Consider the following 18431-nt stretch of genomic DNA (forward strand, 5'->3'; position numbering starts at 1 on the left):
TTCGATGGTCTTTCATAGTAATCTGTTCTGAACGTTTCGACGATTCTCGAGGATAAGATATTTAAAGTAGTTTTACAAGCCTGAAAAGGATAATGCTCAAAATTGAGCTTCAAAGCCTATGTGCGACAGGGGAGGATGAAAAATGGGGATGGGTAAATACCTGCTCATAAGAGCTATCAACGCTCTAATAGTTCTTGGAATAGTGACACTGGTGGTGGCAGCGCTCTTCGTGAAGGTCGCTGAGAAGAACTTGACTGACCAGATAATCTCTCAAGTAAATGCCGAATATCAAAGCCTGCTCCAAAAAGGTAGGGCACCCGAAGACCCTGAGGCTTGGAAGCAGGCGAGAATTGAGTACTACAAGCAGCTCTACCATCTCGATAAGCCATACTGGTGGAGGGTCTTTTACTATGCCAAGAGGACGATAACCCTCGACTTCGGAAACACAAGGATTCCAATCTTCGGAACCGAGAGGAACGTCAAGAACATTATAGCCCTGGCCCTTCCAAGAACGATTCTCCTGTTTACAACGGCCCAGATAATAGTCATAATCATAGGGCTGTTACTCGGTGTCAAAGCGGCTCAGAAGGTTGGTAGCTTCTTCGACAGGGCCCTCTCAATATTGGCATTGCTAACGACCAGCATACCGATGTGGTGGTTCGGAATGATAATGTTACTCATCTTCGCATTCAAGCTTGGCTGGTTCCCCGCGAACTCGATGCCTGATCCGAATCTCACCGGCCTCGCCCACGTCCTCGACGTCGCAAAGAGGCTAGTCTTGCCAATAATTACAATAGTGTTCGTCCTCTTTGGAGGATGGGCCTGGGTCACCAGGAACATAATGGTCGGAACCATGCAGGAGGACTTCATCATGGCGGCAAGGGCCAAGGGCGTCCCTGAGAGAAAGGTAATTTATGGCCACGCCCTTCGTGCATCGGCCCCGCCAATCGTGACCATGACGATATTTTCCCTACTTGCCTCATTAGGTGGTGCAATAATCACTGAGAGCGTCTTCAACTGGCCCGGAATGGGCAGAGTTTACTGGATAGCAATCGAAACCAACGAAATAAACCTCGTCATGGGACTGACGTTCATAAACGTTGCCCTATATCTAGCCGGAGTAATAATAGCCGACATATCTTATGGGTTCCTCGACCCAAGAGTCAGGGTAGGCGCCTCGGCCAGGGTGTGAGGTGGTTAAAATGAGGTGGGTCGACATAAAGGACTCCATCTCAAACTTTTGGTTCGAGTTTAAGAGACAGAAGACTGGGCTGCTCGGTATAGCCCTCTTAATATTTTGGATACTCGTTGCTATAGGGGCACCTTATATCACGGAACCTAACATTCCTGAGAAGTGGAGGCAATCCGCATGGATTGATTATCCCAAGACCGTTCCCCCAACGTGGACAGGGATATTTACGGGTGTGAAGGAGGCTCCTCACGAGATCATACCAATGGAGGAGCTCCAGAAGTACACAAGCGTGGAGGACGGTATCATAAAGATAGACATACCCTACAATATGAAGTATGATATTCCACCTCAGGACATCGTCATAAGGAATATAAGCGGGAACTCCACCAACAGGAGACTCAGGCCCTCCCTAAGCTTGTACATCGTAAGACCAGATGGAAAGACCGTGACCTTGCTCTCAGGAATCAAGATCAAGGGTGCCACCGACATCCAGATTGCCAGGGATAATGAGGTAAGGAAGAATGTAATAGAGTGGGTCAAGCAAGAGACAGGAATTCAGCTCGACCCCAATAAGGAGTTCCAGCTCATGACAACTCTTGACACACTGAGAATAGTCTTCGCCCAACTCACCCCCGACATCTTCGATTCACCTCAACCACTCATGGGCGAGTACCACATAATCATCGAGGTAAAGACCCCCAAGGGGACCAGCGTTGATCTCTCAGGAACAGAAGTCATACTAACCGGAAGAACATATGGCCATCTCGGAACGGATGACAAGGGCAGAGACCTCTTCGCTGGCATAGTTTGGGGTTCCAGGGTGTCCCTGACCATAGGCATTGCAACGGCCGTGCTCACAGTCCTCGTCGGAATATTCTATGGCGTCACGGCAGCATACTTTGGAGGCTGGACGGACGAGATAATGATGAGGTTCCAGGAGTTCATGGCCTCCATCCCGAGCCTCCCGATACTCATCCTGCTGGGAACCTACTTCGGAGGCCACATAGCCCTTTGGCAGATAGTGCTCTTACTGGTGCTCTTCGGATGGGTCGGAATAGCGAGAGTTGCGAGGAGTATGGCTTACCAAATTAAGGAGCAGACGTACGTTGAGGCCGCAGTAGCCCTCGGCGCTGGAACCGGCAGGATAATATTCAAGCACATGATGCCACAGCTACTGCCCTATGCATTCGCCCAGATGGCCCTCAGCGTCCCAGGAGCCGTCCTCGCGGAGGCCTCACTGAGCTTCCTTGGTCTCGGCGATCCGACCCAGGTTACGTGGGGTCAGATACTCCACGATGCTCAGGTTGCAGGTGCCGCCGTAAACGGATACTGGTGGTGGGTCATTCCGCCAGGACTCGCGATAGCTTTGGTTGCATTAACGTTCGTGCTGCTCGGTACGGCCCTCGATAGGGTACTGAACCCGAGGCTCAGGAGGCTGTGAGGTGGGTGAGATGGCAAAGAAGGTGCTCGAAGTTAAGAATCTCAAGATGTATTACTTCACCTCAAGGGGCCCCGTGAAGGCCGTAGACGATGTCAGCTTCGACCTCAAGAAAGGTGAAGTGCTCGGTCTTGCAGGAGAAAGCGGATGTGGAAAGTCCTCCATAGGCTTCACACTCATGGGCATGCCTCAGCCTCCAGGCAAGATAGTCAGCGGTAGCATAAAGATAGACGGTAGAGAAATAGTCGGCCTCCCCGAAGACGTCCTCAGGAAGGAGATACGCTGGCAGAAGATATCAATGATATTCCAAGGTGCAATGAACGCCCTCAACCCCGTCTACACAATTGGTTATCAAATGATAGAGCCCCTAATCTACCACAAGGGCATGGAAAGGGAAGAGGCTCTTAATAGGGCCATGAAGTACCTCGAGCTAGTGGGCCTTGATCCCGAAATAGTTTATCGCTATCCCCACGAGCTGAGCGGTGGTATGAAGCAGCGTGTAGTAATAGCCACCGCTCTACTCCTCGAGCCCGACATCGTCATAGCCGACGAGCCGACGACAGCTCTCGACGTCGTCGTCCAGGCCCAAATAATCAACCTCATGAAGAGGCTCAAGAAGAAACTCGGCCTCTCCATGATATTCATTACCCACGACCTGAGCATCCTTGCAGAGATAAGCGACCGCGTCGCCATAATGTACGCCGGAAAGATCGTGGAGATAGGACCCAGCGACAAGATATACTACGAGCCGGCGCACCCCTACACCCAGAAGCTTCTCGCCGCCATTCCGAGGCTCCACGAGGACGTCGAGAAGCTCGAGTTCATCCCAGGACAGCCACCCAACCTCATCAATCCACCCAGTGGATGCCGCTTCCACCCCAGGTGCCCCTACGCTATGGACGTTTGCAAGCAGCAGGAGCCAACGATGAAGGAGATTGGTGATGGACACCACGCCGCATGCTGGCTGCTGTGAGGTGTTAAAGATGGCGGAGCCGATACTGAAGGTAGTCAACCTCAAGAAGTACTTCCCCATAAGGAGGGGCCTGCTAGCCTCACTCAGGGGAGAATCAGAGAAGTACGTCAGGGCCGTGGACGGTGTCAGTTTCGAAGTTCACAAGCAAGAGGTCTTCGCACTCGTCGGTGAGAGCGGCTGTGGAAAAACGACGACGGGTAAGCTTGTCATGAAGCTCCTCGAGCCAACGGAAGGAAAGATATACCTCGAGGGCCAAGACGTCACGGAGCTCAAGACGAAGGAGGAGATAAAGGCCTACAGAAGGAAGGTTCAGATGATATTCCAGGACCCCTTCAGCTCCATGAACCCGAGATTCAGGATATACGACGTCCTCGAGGAGCCCCTCCTCATCCACGGCATAGGCGAGACGAGAGCTGAGCGTGAGGAGCTCATTTACAAAGCCCTCGAGATGGTCAAGATCGTGCCACCAGAGGATTACGTCCACAGATTCCCGCACATGCTCTCTGGTGGTCAGAGGCAACGTGTAGCCATAGCTAGGGCTCTCATTCTCAACCCGACGTTCATAGTGGCTGATGAGCCCGTCTCGATGCTCGATGTCTCAATCAGGGCTGAAATCCTCGAGCTTATGAAGGAGCTCAAGGAGAAAATGGGCGTTACTTACCTCTACATCACCCACGACCTTTCAACTGCCAGATACTTCGCCGACTGGATTGCAGTGATGTATCTCGGAAGGATAGTGGAGATGGGACCCGCCAAGGAAGTCATAGACAATCCACTCCATCCCTACACCAGAGCACTACTCGCGGCGGTTCCGGAGCCTATACCGGAAAGGAAGGACATAATCAAGGAAGTCCCAATTAAGGGTGAGGTGCCCAGTGCCGTTAACATACCTCCCGGCTGTAGATTCCACCCGAGGTGCCTTTACTTCAAGAAGGGCCTCTGCGACGTCGAGCACCCCAAGCTCGTGGAACATGAACACAACCACTGGGTCGAGTGCCACCTTGTAGGGAAGATTTAGCGGTGTGTGGAATGGTCAGCTTCTGGAAGGCCCTAAGGTATCCGACGATTGCCACAGGCCTTGTGCTTCTTTTCATTTCTCTTCTCCTCGCCTTTGCGTCCATGACCTCAGAGGTCGTCAAGACAACGGAGAGTGGTGTTCTCGAGCCAGGCTCATACTATCTCGAGCCAAAGTCCATTGTCGTTCTCACATCAGCCAACCTAACCCTCTCGGCGGAGAAGGCAACCGTAACCGTTACTTGGGCAAACAACTTTGTGCACTTAACGCTCGCCAACTCGACGGAGAAAGTTAAGAACATCACGGAGCCTCCAACCCTCGTAACAGATGGCTCCCTCAAATACAGGTTGGATGCAGTCGGAGTGAGATACCCCTACTCTTGGCTCTCGGTTGTAGGCTTCGTAACGATGATAGCCGGAAGCGTGCTCTCCCTCTTGGGGTTTGCAAGCTACATGCAAGGAGAGCTAGAGAAGACCAAAAAGAAGAAAAAGACGGAGAAAGGAAGGAATGAGAGGTGAGGGGGATGTACAAGGAGCCAGCCAGCTTTAAGTTAGACATCGAAAGCGGCGTGATAGAAGATTCCAAAAGGCTCGTCAGGAGACTGAGCGACATGAAGGGATACTTCGTGGACGAGGAGGCGTGGAAGGAGCTCGTCGAGAAGGAGAATCCCGTGGTCTACGAGGTCTACGCCGTCGAGCAGGAGGAGAGGGAGGGCGACCTTAACTTTGCGACCACCATCCTTTACCCAGGTAAAGTCGGCAAGGAGTTCTTCTTCACCAAGGGACACTTCCATGCCAAGCCCGACAGGGCTGAGGTCTATGTGGCCCTTAAGGGCAGGGGAGGCATGCTCCTCCAGACCCCTGAGGGTGAGGCCCGCTGGATACCCATGGAGCCCGGTACAATCATTTACGTTCCACCCTACTGGGCTCACAGAACGGTGAATACTGGGAGGGAGCCCTTCATATTCCTCGCAATATACCCGGCCGACGCAGGCCACGACTACGGAACCATAGCCAAGAAGGGCTTCTCTAAGATAGTAATCGAGGAGGACGGAGAAGTCAAAGTCATCAACAACCCGCGCTGGAAGGCCTGATTTTAACGTTTTTATATGCCCCTCGAGCCACTGGGACTATCTTCTCCGAGAGCTTTTCGGCTTCGGACTTCCAGCTTATTTAACATATTTCTGTTAAAACAATCCTTAAAAAGCTAAGATTTTTACACTTTCATGATAAGGTGAGGCCAATGAAGTGGAAGGTTAGGGTCATCGTTCGCCTCAAGGAAGGACTCAACGATCCTGAAGGGAGGGTCATTGGAAAAGCCCTGAGAAACCTCGGCTACGCCGTGGAAAACCTCAGGGTTCCCAAGTGTTTCGAGTTCGAGCTTGAGAGCGAAGAGCCGGAAAAGGAAGTTGAGGAAATGTGCAGAAAACTTCTCGCGAACCCCCTCATCCACGCGTGGGAATACAGCATAGAGAGGGTTGAATGATGCCGCGGTTCGCTGTCATCGTGTTCCCAGGGACGAACTGCGACTTCGAGACGGAGAGGGCGATAAGAAAGGCCGGAGGAAAAGCGGAGCGGGTATGGTACAAGACATCGCTAAAGGACTTCGACGGAGTCATCCTACCCGGAGGCTTCAGCTATGCCGACTACCTAAGGGCAGGAGCCATAGCGGCTAGGCAGGAGATAATTGAGGAAGTTAAGGAGTTCGCCCGGGACGGCAGACCCGTCCTTGGCATCTGCAACGGCTTTCAAATCCTAACGGAGGCAGGCCTTTTGCCCGGAGCCTTGAGGCCCAACAAAAATCCAAGGTTCCTCTGCAAATGGGTTCATCTCCGCGTTAACGATGTGGAGACGCCGTTCACTTCTCTCTACGAGCCCGGAGAGATAATAAGAATGCCCATAGCCCATGCCGAAGGCAACTACTACGTGGACGACCCATCAAAGGTCAGAATAGTCTTCCAGTACAGCGACGAAAAGGGCAACGTGACAGAGGAAGCTAATCCAAATGGCTCGGTGCTAAACATAGCCGGAGTTGCAAACGAGAAAGGGAACATCCTTGGGATGATGCCGCATCCGGAAAGGGCGAGCGACCGCTTTTTGGGAAGTGAGGACGGCCTGAGGCTCTTTAGGAGCATGGTGGAGTGGGCAAGGAGATAGCTTCTTCTATTTTATTTTCTGCAGAGATATGTGAAGGCTTCTTCAAGAGTCACTTGAGATGTTTGGATATCAACAAGGTTGTACTGGGATAAAAGGCCAAGCACGTCTTTAAGGTCTTCATTTTTGAAGTACAGCTGGAGGTACGTAAACTTCCCATCACTTTGAACCTCGATTTTTTGAGCTATCCCCTCAAAATCTCTGAGATTGATTTCTCCTTTAATTTTGGCGATGATTTTCCGCTCCGCTTTGAGTGTCTGAACTTTCTCGATAAGCTCTTTTGGAGTTCCTTCGGCGATTTTGCTTTTGTTGAATAACAGAACCCTGTCGCATAGAAGTTCGGCCTTCCTTAGATGCGGGCAAGCTCAGGTGGCTGGTGAGGATAAAAATCTAAGCGCATATGAGGTGAGTTTATGTTCGTCCGCACAATCTCTGCAGGAGGCTCAATCGAGGAAATCTGTGGCAAAGCGCACCGCCTTTCTCTCCTGACGAGGTACTTCAACTTTCCTGAAGGCTTTGTGGTAACAACGAAGGCCTATGAGCTCTGGAAAGAAACAGGGAGCCTGATAGGGCATTAGTCGAGTTTGTGGAAGGTTCTCCCGAAAACTCGTTAATGGAAAAGAGGACGTTAAGCGTATCCTTCTTCCACGCGACCCTACCGAGGTCAAAGACCCCCTGATGAGGGAGCTGATCGAAACTGGCCTCGAAGTTGAAGAGCTCTTCCGCAAACCTCAGGATATCGAGTGGGCCTACAACGAACCCTTATGGCTCCCCCAGTCGAGGAAGGTAACAGTTCCCATAGTTCTTTATTTGCCATTTTTCTGTCAAAATAAACCTTAAGAACAAAACTTTTTTACATTAATTCGTCAACCAATGGAGGGTTCACGATGTTCCCCCACGAGGAAAAGTTCATCCGTGAAAGACTCGGCAGGGAGCCAAACGAACTTGAGTGGGCGATGCTCGAAGTTATGTGGAGCGAACATGCCTCCTACAAGTCAAGCAGGCCATGGCTCAAGCTCCTGCCCACTCAAAACGAACACGTGGTTTTGGGCCCTGGCGAGGATGCTGGGGTAGTCAAGTTCGATGACGAGACATGGATAGTCGTGGGAATAGAGAGCCACAACCATCCAAGCGCGGTCGAGCCTTACGGCGGAGCCGCTACGGGCGTTGGCGGGATAGTGAGGGACGTTCTCTGCATGGGCGCTCGGCCAATAGCGCTACTCGATCCTATAAGGTTCGGACCTCTCGAAAGGGAACGCAACCGCTACCTATTTGAGTACGTAGTGAAGGGAATAGCCGACTACGGCAACAGAATAGGCGTCCCGACCGTTGGGGGAGAAACGGAGTTCGACGAGAGCCTTGATGGTTATACGCTCGTCAACGTCGCCTGCGTTGGGATAACGAGGCCAGAACATCTGGTGCACAGCTTTGTTGATGAGCCAGGCCTCAAGCTCATACTAGTTGGCAACAGGACCGGAAGGGACGGGATACATGGAGTGACGTTCGCGAGCGAGGAGCTCAGTGGGGAAGAGGAAGACCGCTCTGCCGTTCAAATTCCCGATCCATTTACCGAGAAGCTCCTAATCGAGGCCACGCTTGAGGCGGTCTACACAGGGAAAGTGAAGGCGTTGAAGGACTTGGGTGGCGGTGGTCTGACATGTGCCGCCTCCGAGATGGTCGGAAAGAAGGGCTTTGGTGCGATAATCTACGCCGACAGGGTTCCGCTCCGCGAACCCGCGATGAACGCCATGGAAGTCATGATTTCCGAGAGCCAGGAGAGGATGCTCTTCGCAGTTAAGCCCGAGGACGTTGAAACCCTCGGAAGGATATTCGAGAAGTACGAGCTGGAGTGGGCCGTGATTGGCGAGGTAATCGAGGAGCCCCGCTTCATCGTTTATTGGCACGGTGAGAAGGTGGCAGACCTTCCGATAGACCTGCTGACGAACGTCCCGACGATAGAGTGGCCGGCGAAGCAGTATAGCATCGAGAAGGACGTTGAAACGCCCGACATTTCTTTTAAAGATGCCTTTGACCTCATCTGGAGCAGCCCGAACGTCGTTAGTAAGGCCTGGGTTTGGGAGCAGTACGACCACGAGGTTCAGGGGAGAACGGTGGTAAAGCCGGGCCTCGATGCGGCCGTGCTAAAGATAAACGATGAGTACGGCCTAGCCTTCGTGAGCGACGGGAATCCCAGCCACAGCTACCTCAACCCCTACCACGGAGCCATGGGGCTCGTTGCCGAAGTTGTGAGAAACCTCGTGAGCGTCGGGGCGAAGCCCTTAGCATTGGTTGACAATCTCAACTTCGCCTCCCCCGAGAGACCCGAGGTTTACTGGAGCTTTGTCGAGACTGTTAAGGGTCTTGCCAACGCTGCCAAGGCCTTTGATCTGGCGTACGTTAGTGGGAACGTTAGCTTCTACAACGAAATCGCAGGAAAACCGATAAAGCCTACCCCCGTTGTGGCCGGCCTCGGCAAGGTAAGGCTGGAGGCCATACCGAAAGGACCCGAGAAAGGCCATCTCGTTGGAGTTGTTGGCGTGACAAGGAGGGAGCTGGGAGGTTCGGAGCTCTATCGCATCCTCAAGGTCGAGGGAGGCATCGTGCCAAGGGTCAGGCTAGAGGAAGAGAAGACCAACGCGGAGGCCATCCTAAAGGCCATTAAGGAGGGGCTCGTCAGCTTCGTTCACGACGTCAGCCGAGGAGGTCTTGCGGTAGCTCTCGCGGAGCTCGCCGTCTGGTTCGGGGGCCTCGAGGCCCACTTGGACGGCATCAAGGCCGAAGTTTCTAACCCCGTGGAGCTGGCATTCTCGGAGAGCCATGGGCGTTACGTGGTGACGTTCCCGGAGGAGAACTTGCCTAAGCTCAGGGGACTCTTCAGGGACTTCGCCGTCGTGGGCAGGATCGGCGGGAGAATCTTCGAGTTAAGGGTCGGAAGCGAGGCAGTGAGAAAGGACGTAAGGGAGCTCAAAGAAATATACGAGGGAACCCTCGAGGGGCTCCTCAACTTATGACGCACTTGCTCCAGCCACAGACGGGGCAGGTGGCACAGCCGCTCTCCATCTTGAGCTCCACGAGCTTTCCTTCTTTTTCGTAGCAGACGGGGCAGTAGACGACGCCCAGCAGCTCCTCTATCTTTTCCCCTGGAATTTTGGAGGATTTGTCTGCGGAGGTTCCGAGGGAGAATGTGATGGCGGGAACCTCGGTCTTCTTGCCGTTGGTTCCATTAAGTATGGCATCCACATCTATGAAGTTCTTAATCCAGGGCTCCTTCTCCACGATCTCCATCAGTATCTTCCTCGCGTACTCGCTCGGCTTGGCCTTGTACATCCTCTTCTTCTCACCCTCGACGCTGTAAACTTGAACGCTCAGGGAGCCGTCCCTGTAAACGGTAACGCCCTTGCATCCGAGGAAGTAGGCAAGCAAGTATGCCGCCTTAACGTCCTCGACGGTGGCATCATTGGGCATGTTTATAGTTTTGCTCGCCGAGTCGGTCAGCCAGATCTGGATGCTAGCCTGGGCCAGTATGTGGTCAAGCCAATGGATGTCCATGGCCGTTACGAAGACGCGTTGCATGTCCTCCGGGATCTCCTCAAGCCCCTGGACACTTCCGTAGTTGTCGCTTATCTTTTTCAGCAGCTCCTCGCTGTATAATCCCCTCCTCTTGAGCTCGGCCTCGAACACTGGGTCAACGTAGTAGAACTCACCAACCGTCACGCTCTTCTTGTAAACGAGAGCATAGACGGGCTCTATTCCGCTTGACGTGTCCGCTATCATGCTGACGCTTCCGGTAGGAGGGCAGGTAGTTACCATGGCGTTTCTCACACCATGCTTCTTTATCTCCTCGACGAGCTCGTCCCAGGGCAGGTTCCATATCTCCCTATGGTAGTACCCCTCTACCGGAAGCTCTCCATCCTTGTATCTCGTCTTCTCGTAGAGCGGGAACGTTCCGCGCTTTTTAGCCGCCTCAACGCTGTACTTGTAGGCGTAGAAGGTCAGGTACTCGGTGACCTTGCGCATGAATTTGAATCCTTCTTCGCTGTTGTAGGGGATGCCAAGCTTAAAGAGGGCATCCGCGAGGCCCATAATTCCCACGCCTATCCTCCTTGTGAGCTTGGTGTTGTAGTCGATTTCGGGAAGTGGGAACTTGTTGACGTCGATTGAGTTGTCGAGGTACTTGGCAACCTTCTGAATTACATAGGCGTATTCATCCCAGTCAAAGTAGGGCTTTCCTTCCTCGTCATACTTCACGAACTTGGCGAGGTTTATACTTGCTAAATTGCACGATTCGTAGTCGTATAGAGGCTCTTCCCCGCATGGGTTGGTTGCCCTTATCGGACCACCTTTCGCTTCCGCCAGAACGTTTCTCCTGTTTATGATATCAAAGAATATAACTCCCGGGTCGGCCTTCGCCCAAGCCATGTAGGCGAGCTCCTCGAAGAGGCTCTTGGGGTCGACTTCTCTCACGACTTCCCCGGTCCTCGGGTTGATTAGCGGATACTTCTTCCCCTCTTTCAGGGCCTCCCAGAAGTCCTCCCAAATGCCAACGCTTATGTTGAAGTTGGCGAGAACGTTGGTGCCTATATTCCTCTCCTTGGCGTGAATAAACTTCTCGATGTCGGGGTGCCATATCTCGAGGATTCCCATGTTGGCACCTCTTCTCACGCCACCCTGTTTTATGACATCGCTGACGGCATCGATGAGGTGCATGAAGGATACGGGACCGCTCGCCGCCCCCGTGGTCGTCCCCACTATATCGCCTTCCGGCCTAAGCTTGGAGAAGTTCATTCCAGTGCCGCCACCAGCCTTCTGTATCATGGCAACATCATGCGCCGCCTTCATTATACTCTCCATGTCGTCCTCAATTGGAACGACGAAGCATGCCGAGAGCATGCCAAGGGGCCTGCCCGAGTTTATGAGGGCAGGGGTGTTGGGCATGAAGACTTGATTGGTCATTAGGCGGAAGTACTCCTCGACCTCCTTCTCGTACTCAGCGAACTCGCCCCTCTCGAGCATGGCGAGGAACTCGTCTATGGAGACCTTCATCTTGCCCTGCTCGGCCAGCTCCCTGTAGAGGTTCACCATTCTCTCGAAGTGGTACTTGTTGAGCTTGAAGCGGCCAATTGAATACCGACCGTCGAACTCCTCGTAGTGCTCGAGGTAGTACTCGACCCTCTTCAGCTCCTGCTGGTAGTTTCCATTCTTGTCGAAGACCCTCTCGTCGTAGAGGAGGTCGGGGATGACCGTGAGGACGGCAACACGCTCGAAGAGCTCCCTCGGGCTCTCTATTATGTTGCCAACCTCATCCCTCTTAAGATAACGGCTCGCGAGCACCCGAAGGGAGTTTATGGAGAAGCGCTTGTCTATCTCGTCGAGCTCCTTCTTATTCAATATCCTCTTCTTCTCCTCCCTAATCTCGGCCTTTTTCTTGCGATAAAGGATGTAGGCCTTCGCAACGTTGAACAGACCTGCCCTCATTAGCTCCAGCTCGACTATGTCCTGGATGTTCTCTATGTGGGGTATCTTCCCGTCGTAGAGCTCGTTTACCCTCCTAACGACGGCCTTGACAACCTCGTCGAGCTTCTTCTCGTCCCTGACGCCGACCTCCCACATTGCCCTCTGTATGGCCCACCTTATACGGCTCTCATCGAATGGTACAATCCTGCCATCGCGCTTCATCACTTTTTCAACTGCCATATGGACACCCCTGTCATAGTGTTTTTAAAAGGAGATGATTGCTGGAATAGGTCCAGCACCTCGATAGTATGGGAGGACCTACAAATACCTTACCCATATCCTCCTTGCCAGCCTGACAAGAATTAATGTTCATTGGTCGTCGCATGGAGAAGGAGGTTATAAAGGGAGAAGCGGGATATTTTATCCAAGTGCTTCGTAAATGAGCTTCAGCCTGTACCCGTGCCTGAGCGCCTCGCCTGCCATCATCCTAAAGATGCCCGCCAACGCCCCTTCCAGCTCCCTTGAGAGCCTCAAATAGGCCTGATACAGACCCTCTTCAGTCAGAAGAGCCTCCTCAATGAGCTCTTGGAGGTCTTCCGGCCGGTTCTTCGGGTGCGTTAGGGCGGTGCCATCAACGTAGGGCCCCGGTCCTGCGTTCCCAAGGAGGTCCTCAAGTGTCCTCGCGTGCCTGAGGCTCTCCTCCGCGAGTATCCTGAAGGTCTCGATGAAGGAGGGTTTCTCATAGGTCGCGAACGTCTCCCCCAGCTTGTAGAGGGAGTAGAGCTCCCGTTCCAAGGCTATCAGCTCCCTGATGAGTTCTTTAAGCCTCATAGGATCACCTTCAGATAGTCAAGCAGTTCTCCAATGCTTGGAAGCACGAGGTCGGGGACAATTCCGCTTTTTTCAACATCCTCCATGGTACTCACGCCTGTAAGGACCATGATAGCCTTCATCCCAAAACGTTTCGCAAAGGCTATGTCGGTGTCGAGTCTATCCCCAACCATCCATATCTCATCAACCTTTCCGAGCTTGCTCACTACAACCTCGTATACGGGCTCGTTGGGCTTCCCGATAATTAAGGGCTCCCTATCAGTGGCCGCCCTGAGGGCGGCTATTATCGAGCCAGCTCCGGGGCAGAGGCCTTCCTCAGCCGGATACGTCGTGTCCGGGTTCGTTCCTATGAAGGTGGCTCCCTTCCGTATGGCAAGAGTTGCGTACTTGAGCTTCTCGTAGGTTAAATCAGGATCGAGGCCAACGACGACATAGCGGACTTGTCTCCAGACACCTTTTCTTGCCTCCTCGATACCCACGATTCCCCAACCCAGCCTTTCCATTTCCCTGTGGAGCCCTTCCCCGCCGAGGACGAAAATCTTTCCGGGTTCAAAATGCCTCTTCATGTAGAGCCTCGTTGCCAGGCCGGATGTGACTATAACTTCCTCGGGAACGTCGATGCCCATAGAGAGCAACTTTTCCCGGTACATGGCGGGGTCTCTGGTCGAGTTGTTGGTGAGGAAGATAAAGGGGATTCCCGTCTCCTTCAGGAACTCAATTACCTCCCTCGCGCCCTTGATGGGCGTGTTCCCCCTGTAAAGAACGCCGTCCATGTCGAAGATTATGCCGAGCATGGAAGGCTCCTCGACGGATGCGTTTAAAAGACTATCCCGTAGTTCACGACCCTTATCCCGGGCTCCTTCGTAATACTCCCAAGCTCGAAGCTCTCATAGTGCTTGTTAAGGATGTCCAAGGCCTCCTCCTTCTCCTCCGGGGGAACTATGACAACGAAGCCGACGCCCATGTTGAAGACACGGAACATCTCACCCAAGGGTACCCCGTTCTCGTGGATTAGTTTGAATATCCCCCCAATTGGTGGCATCTTGAGCTTGAAGCCGTAGCCCGTCAGCCGCCTGAGATTCAGCAACCCACCGCCGGTTATGTGAGCTAGGCCATGGACCTCGACCGTTTCGAGGAGCTCAAGAACAGCCTTAACGTAAATCCTCGTAGGCTCAAGAAGGTGTTCCCAGAGCTTCTTTCCTTCATACTCATAGTCGAGGCCATACTTCGGAATCAAGAGCTTCCTTGCCAGCGTAAGACCATTGGAGTGAATTCCAGAGGAGGATATTCCGATGACGACGTCGCCGGGCCTTATCTTTTCTCCGGTGATAACCTTGTCCTTTTCTACTATGCCGATTCCCATTCCGACCAGGTCGAAGCCGTTGACGAGGTCTGGCATAACGGCCGTTTCTCCTCCAACTATCGCTATCCCAGCCTGCCTTGCCCCCTCATAGAGGCCCTTCGCTATCTGGCCAAAGACATCCTCATCCGGTTCCTTTACGGCGAGATAATCGACCAGCGCTACAGGCTCTGCGCCGACGCACAGTAAATCGTTCACATTCATGGCTACCATGTCGATGCCTATAGTGTCGAACTTGCCGACGGCCTCAGCGACGAGCACCTTCGTCCCAACACCGTCCGTCGTCATGGCGAGGTAAAAGGTGCTGAAATCGAGAAGGGCGGCATAGTGGCCTATGTCCCCGGGCTCGCCGAGCTTTCCTTTTCTGAAGGAAAAGGTTCTCGTCGCGGCTTCGATAATTGCCTTCAGGGCTCTGGATGTCTTGGCTTCATCAACTCCGGCCTGGGCATAGGTGAGCATTAGCACCACCGGAGGATGTTGGAAGGATTGCTTAAAAATGTTTGCCATATTTATGGCTAAAAAACCTTAAATATCTGGACAATTTTAACATTTTAACGTCAAAGTTTAGGGGGGTCCCCATGATAGGCTTGAGGAATGAGCTCGGAACTGCTACCACAGATTCAGCCCAAAAAATACTCCTCCTTGGAAGCGGCGAGCTTGGGAAGGAGATAGCGATTGAGGCCCAGAGGCTCGGCGTTGAAGTTATAGCGGTTGACCGCTATGCCAACGCCCCAGCGATGCAGGTGGCCCATAGGGCCTACGTCGGCAACATGCGTAAAGCTGACTTTCTCTGGAGCGTCGTCGAGAGGGAGAAGCCGGACGCGATAATCCCCGAGATAGAGGCCATAAACCTCGACGCACTGTTCGAGTTCGAAAAGGAGGGCTACTTCGTCGTCCCGAACGCCAAGGCCACTTGGATAGCCATGCACCGCGAAAGGCTTAGGGAGACCCTCGTTAAAGAGGCAAAGGTTCCCACATCGAGGTACGCCTATGCAACGACCCTCGACGAGCTCTATGAGGCCTGCGAGAAGATAGGCTATCCCTGCCACACAAAGGCCATAATGAGCTCCTCTGGAAAGGGTTCTTACTTCGTTAGGGGACCAGAGGACATCCCCAAAGCTTGGGAGGAAGCCAAGAAAAAGGCCCGCGGAAGTGCCGACAAGATAATCGTTGAGGAGCACATAGACTTCGACGTTGAGATAACTGAATTGGCGGTCAGGCACTACGACGAGAACGGTGAAATCGTCACGACCTTCCCGAAACCCGTAGGCCACTACCAGATTGACGGCGATTACCACGCGAGCTGGCAACCGGTCGAGATAAGCGAGAAAGCGGAAAGGGAAGTTTATAAGATAGCCAAGCGCATAACCGACGTCCTCGGCGGCCTTGGTTTATTTGGTGTAGAGATGTTCGTGAAAGGGGATAAAGTTTACGCCAACGAGGTTTCGCCAAGGCCCCACGACACTGGCATGGTTACCCTCGCCTCCCACCCGCCGGGCTTCTCCGAGTTCGGCCTCCACCTCAGAGCCGTCCTGGGCCTCCCAATACCTGGAGAATGGGTAGATGGCTACCGCCTCTTCCCGATGCTCACGCCCGCGGCAACGCACGTTATAAAAGCCAACGTTAACGGCTATTCTCCGCGCTTCCGTGGGCTTGCAAAGGCTCTGAGCGTCCAGAACGCCACCGTGAGGTTCTTCGGAAAGCCCGAGGCCTATCCCGGAAGGAGGCTTGGCGTCGTCCTCGCTTGGGACAAGGACGTCCAGGAGGCCAAGAGGAGGGCCGAGATGGTTGCCCACATGATAGAGCTGAGGACTAGGAGCAGCGATTGGCACGACCAGAATTACGAGAAGAGGAAGCACCTACTTTAAATTTCCAAATTATTTTTTGGACGTGTAAAAGAAACATGTAATGATTGCAGACTCTATTCAGCCTCTCATTCTCTCCCTGTACTCTTCGAGCTTTTTCCTCAGGTTCTCGTCCTTCAGAGCGAGTATTTCGATGGCAAGCAGGGCAGCATTCTTCCCGTTGTCTATGCCGACGGCCGCCACGGGTACACCAGGAGGCATCTGGGCGATGCTCAGCAGGGCATCAAGGCCACCGAGCTTAGCCGAGACCGGAACTCCTATGACAGGCTTCGTGGTGTGGGCTGCTATGACACCAGGCAGGGCGGCGCTCAGACCAGCTATGGCTATGAAGACGTCATAATTCTTCTTGGCCAGCTCTTCAACTTTCTTCGGGTTTCTGTGGGCCGATGCAATCTCCACATCGTATGGAACACCGAACTCATTCAGAACGGCCGTGACTTTCTCGGCAATATGAGCATCGCTTTTACTACCCATGACCACGAGCACCCTCATTGGACCACCGATAGACGCAAGAATGTAGAAATTAAAAAAGTTTTGGTAATTATCTGACACGAAAATGTCAATCAACTCGCCAGGCCTCAACGCCATCCTTCGTGAAGGTGTACTCGAACCTTATCAAGCGGCTCCCCATCTCAGGGGTCTTCAGGACTATCAACTCCCTCTTCACACCATCCTCTGCCAGATAGCTCCTGGTCCTGAGGACGTAGTCCGCCCTTCTGTAAACGGAGGCGAAGACCTTAGGACTTTTCATGCCACTCCACACCCAGAAGTTCGTCCCCCTCGGATACTTCCTGTAGGCACTATGGACAGCCCGAATATCAGCGGACACCTCCAGATAGCGGAGGGTCTCCTCTTCGCTGTTGAAAAGATCTATATATGTGGTCATATCAACGGCAAACCCAAAAAGCTCCCTGCCCTCAAACATCCCCCTCTCCGCCCACACCTTCTTGTGAGCCTCTATGACCCTCGCGTACTTGGCCGCCAAAGTCTCTGAGGAAAGAGAACCCTCAAGATACCAAACACTCTCGACGTTGTACTTTATTCCATAGAAGCTACCAAAAGTGTCCACCATGGCGAGTCTCCTCTCTGCTAATGCTCCGTCTACATCAATTCCAACCCGCCTCATGGTCCGGAACACGACATTCAGAGGATAGGATATGTTAAAGTACCCCACGAGATTATCCTCTTCAAGCTTCCTCTTGATTATGTGGTATATCAGCTCCTTCCCCCGAGACCTCGGATCCACCTCGTGGAGGAGCACAAGCGAATACCTCCTTATCCCACCAAGAACTTCATCGAGACCATCTATTTCCCACGGTATCATTTACTCACCTCCAAAGAGCTCAAAGATTTCACCCTCATAGGGTCCCTTGGTAATTATCCCGACTCTTCTCCCCTTTAAGATCATTGTTTCTATAATTACATCCGAGACAAAGTATATCATATCTTCGATATCGGGGCACTCAATCGGCGAGAACATCACTATTGTGTTCACCCTCAAAAGTCCCGTAAGAAGCTCTTCCCTCATCGCCCATATCATTTTGTACGTCAGCAGGGGATTCGAAAAGAGCTTGCACATACCGGAGGTAGTGTAGGTGAATATCCACAAAGATTCTGGCATCTCAGATTCCAGAACTTCTCTCCCCAACTCCTTCAGCTTGGTCACGAAGACAACATCATCCAAGTACCCCGAGAGAGTGTAGACACCTGGGATGTTCCTTTCCAAATGATTTACACTGGCAAAAACGTCGAATATGACAAGTTCTTTCCCAAGATGACCTTCGACGTCTATGCCCATCATCTTGGCATTCCCAAGAAACACGTGAAACGGCTCGTAGAGAAGCACAAATACCTTTTCCCCAGCCTCTAAAAGATGTTTGAGAAATGAAAGCGAGTATAGATCTCCATTGGATTCCAGATCTCTTTGGATTATCGAGAGAACACCATTATGAGGTATCTCCCTAATGAGCTGTTCGAATTTAACCATGAAGCTTCCCCCAATTGATAATATCATAGGGAAGAGGTATAAAATGCTTTTGGTTAGATATATTTTAAAATTTTAACTTATCCACAACATCCCTGTTTGAACATTTTTATGTCAACGAAAACCATTAATACTGCCATATTTTGACTGGAAAATGGTGAAACTC

Annotated in this window: 19 protein-coding genes; 12 read left to right on the forward strand and 7 right to left on the reverse strand. The window is 52.5% G+C overall.

What is annotated here, in order from left to right; genetic code table 11:
* Positions 1–142 precede the first annotated feature (142 nt).
* The 11 genes from PYCH_RS07770 (at position 143) to purL (ending at position 9782) form a co-directional block, all read left to right on the forward strand.
* On the forward strand, positions 143–1192 hold the full coding sequence (locus PYCH_RS07770; protein WP_013906309.1) for an ABC transporter permease: 1050 nt from the start codon (positions 143–145) through the stop codon (positions 1190–1192).
* 10 nt (positions 1193–1202) lie between these two features.
* The gene (locus PYCH_RS07775; RefSeq protein ID WP_013906310.1) at positions 1203–2633 is read left to right on the forward strand and encodes an ABC transporter permease; all 1431 of its coding nucleotides are present in this window, start codon (positions 1203–1205) and stop codon (positions 2631–2633) included.
* A 10-nt stretch (positions 2634–2643) separates the two neighbouring features.
* Positions 2644–3603, forward strand: a complete 960-nt coding sequence (locus tag PYCH_RS07780) for an ABC transporter ATP-binding protein (protein ID WP_013906311.1) — start codon at positions 2644–2646, stop codon at positions 3601–3603.
* A 10-nt stretch (positions 3604–3613) separates the two neighbouring features.
* A complete protein-coding gene (locus PYCH_RS07785; RefSeq protein ID WP_013906312.1) occupies positions 3614–4621 on the forward strand; it encodes an ABC transporter ATP-binding protein in 1008 nt (335 codons plus the stop codon).
* A gap of 11 nt (positions 4622–4632) precedes the next feature.
* On the forward strand, positions 4633–5136 hold the full coding sequence (locus PYCH_RS07790) for a hypothetical protein (RefSeq protein WP_013906313.1): 504 nt from the start codon (positions 4633–4635) through the stop codon (positions 5134–5136).
* Between the two features lie 5 nt (positions 5137–5141).
* On the forward strand, positions 5142–5711 hold the full coding sequence (gene pgiA, locus PYCH_RS07795; RefSeq protein ID WP_013906314.1) for a glucose-6-phosphate isomerase: 570 nt from the start codon (positions 5142–5144) through the stop codon (positions 5709–5711).
* Positions 5712–5860: 149 nt separating this feature from the next.
* On the forward strand, positions 5861–6103 hold the full coding sequence (gene purS / locus PYCH_RS07800) for a phosphoribosylformylglycinamidine synthase subunit PurS (protein WP_013906315.1): 243 nt from the start codon (positions 5861–5863) through the stop codon (positions 6101–6103).
* Positions 6103–6774: a phosphoribosylformylglycinamidine synthase I gene (gene purQ / locus PYCH_RS07805; RefSeq protein WP_048058406.1), complete on the forward strand. Its 672-nt coding sequence runs from the start codon at positions 6103–6105 to the stop codon at positions 6772–6774. Before purS ends, purQ begins: the two co-directional genes overlap by 1 nt.
* 410 nt (positions 6775–7184) lie before the next feature.
* Positions 7185–7349 carry a phosphoenolpyruvate synthetase-like protein gene (locus PYCH_RS09980; RefSeq protein ID WP_013906317.1) on the forward strand — a complete coding sequence of 55 codons (165 nt, stop codon included), beginning with the start codon at positions 7185–7187 and terminating at the stop codon, positions 7347–7349.
* Positions 7350–7449: 100 nt separating this feature from the next.
* On the forward strand, positions 7450–7611 hold the full coding sequence (locus PYCH_RS10200; RefSeq protein WP_013906318.1) for a PEP/pyruvate-binding domain-containing protein: 162 nt from the start codon (positions 7450–7452) through the stop codon (positions 7609–7611).
* Positions 7612–7658: 47 nt separating this feature from the next.
* Positions 7659–9782, forward strand: coding sequence for a phosphoribosylformylglycinamidine synthase subunit PurL (gene purL / locus PYCH_RS07810; RefSeq protein WP_013906319.1), 2124 nt, complete (start codon positions 7659–7661; stop codon positions 9780–9782).
* On the opposite strand, the gene PYCH_RS07815 is transcribed toward purL, so the two are convergent.
* The 4 genes from PYCH_RS07815 to purM all read right to left on the reverse strand — a co-directional run bounded on the left by PYCH_RS07815 (position 9772) and on the right by purM (position 14875).
* Entirely contained in the window at positions 9772–12465 is a 2694-nt protein-coding gene (locus PYCH_RS07815) for an adenosylcobalamin-dependent ribonucleoside-diphosphate reductase (RefSeq protein ID WP_013906320.1), read from the reverse strand. The genes purL and PYCH_RS07815 overlap by 11 nt on opposite strands.
* Before the next feature lie 180 nt (positions 12466–12645).
* Entirely contained in the window at positions 12646–13056 is a 411-nt protein-coding gene (locus tag PYCH_RS07820; RefSeq protein ID WP_013906321.1) for a ferritin family protein, read from the reverse strand.
* Positions 13053–13850: an HAD-IIA family hydrolase gene (locus tag PYCH_RS07825; protein WP_013906322.1), complete on the reverse strand. Its 798-nt coding sequence runs from the start codon at positions 13848–13850 to the stop codon at positions 13053–13055. The genes PYCH_RS07820 and PYCH_RS07825 overlap by 4 nt, the downstream gene beginning before the upstream one ends.
* A 23-nt stretch (positions 13851–13873) precedes the next feature.
* Positions 13874–14875 carry a phosphoribosylformylglycinamidine cyclo-ligase gene (gene purM, locus PYCH_RS07830; RefSeq protein WP_013906323.1) on the reverse strand — a complete coding sequence of 334 codons (1002 nt, stop codon included), beginning with the start codon at positions 14873–14875 and terminating at the stop codon, positions 13874–13876.
* A 119-nt stretch (positions 14876–14994) separates the two neighbouring features.
* On the opposite strand from purM, the gene purT reads away from it, so the two are divergent.
* Positions 14995–16284 carry a phosphoribosylglycinamide formyltransferase 2 gene (gene purT, locus PYCH_RS07835; RefSeq protein WP_013906324.1) on the forward strand — a complete coding sequence of 430 codons (1290 nt, stop codon included), beginning with the start codon at positions 14995–14997 and terminating at the stop codon, positions 16282–16284.
* 57 nt (positions 16285–16341) lie between these two features.
* On the opposite strand, the gene purE is transcribed toward purT, so the two are convergent.
* From purE to PYCH_RS07850, 3 genes are all read right to left on the reverse strand, one after another.
* Positions 16342–16773, reverse strand: coding sequence for a 5-(carboxyamino)imidazole ribonucleotide mutase (gene purE / locus PYCH_RS07840; protein WP_013906325.1), 432 nt, complete (start codon positions 16771–16773; stop codon positions 16342–16344).
* A gap of 67 nt (positions 16774–16840) precedes the next feature.
* Complete coding sequence (locus PYCH_RS07845) at positions 16841–17605, reverse strand: hypothetical protein (RefSeq protein ID WP_013906326.1); 765 nt, start codon at positions 17603–17605, stop codon at positions 16841–16843.
* Positions 17606–18268 (reverse strand): hypothetical protein, encoded by a 663-nt coding sequence (locus tag PYCH_RS07850; protein ID WP_013906327.1) that lies wholly within the window; start codon positions 18266–18268, stop codon positions 17606–17608. It lies immediately after the preceding gene.
* Positions 18269–18431 lie beyond the last annotated feature (163 nt).

The organism is Pyrococcus yayanosii CH1 (assembly GCF_000215995.1).
Lineage (GTDB): Archaea > Methanobacteriota_B > Thermococci > Thermococcales > Thermococcaceae > Pyrococcus > Pyrococcus yayanosii.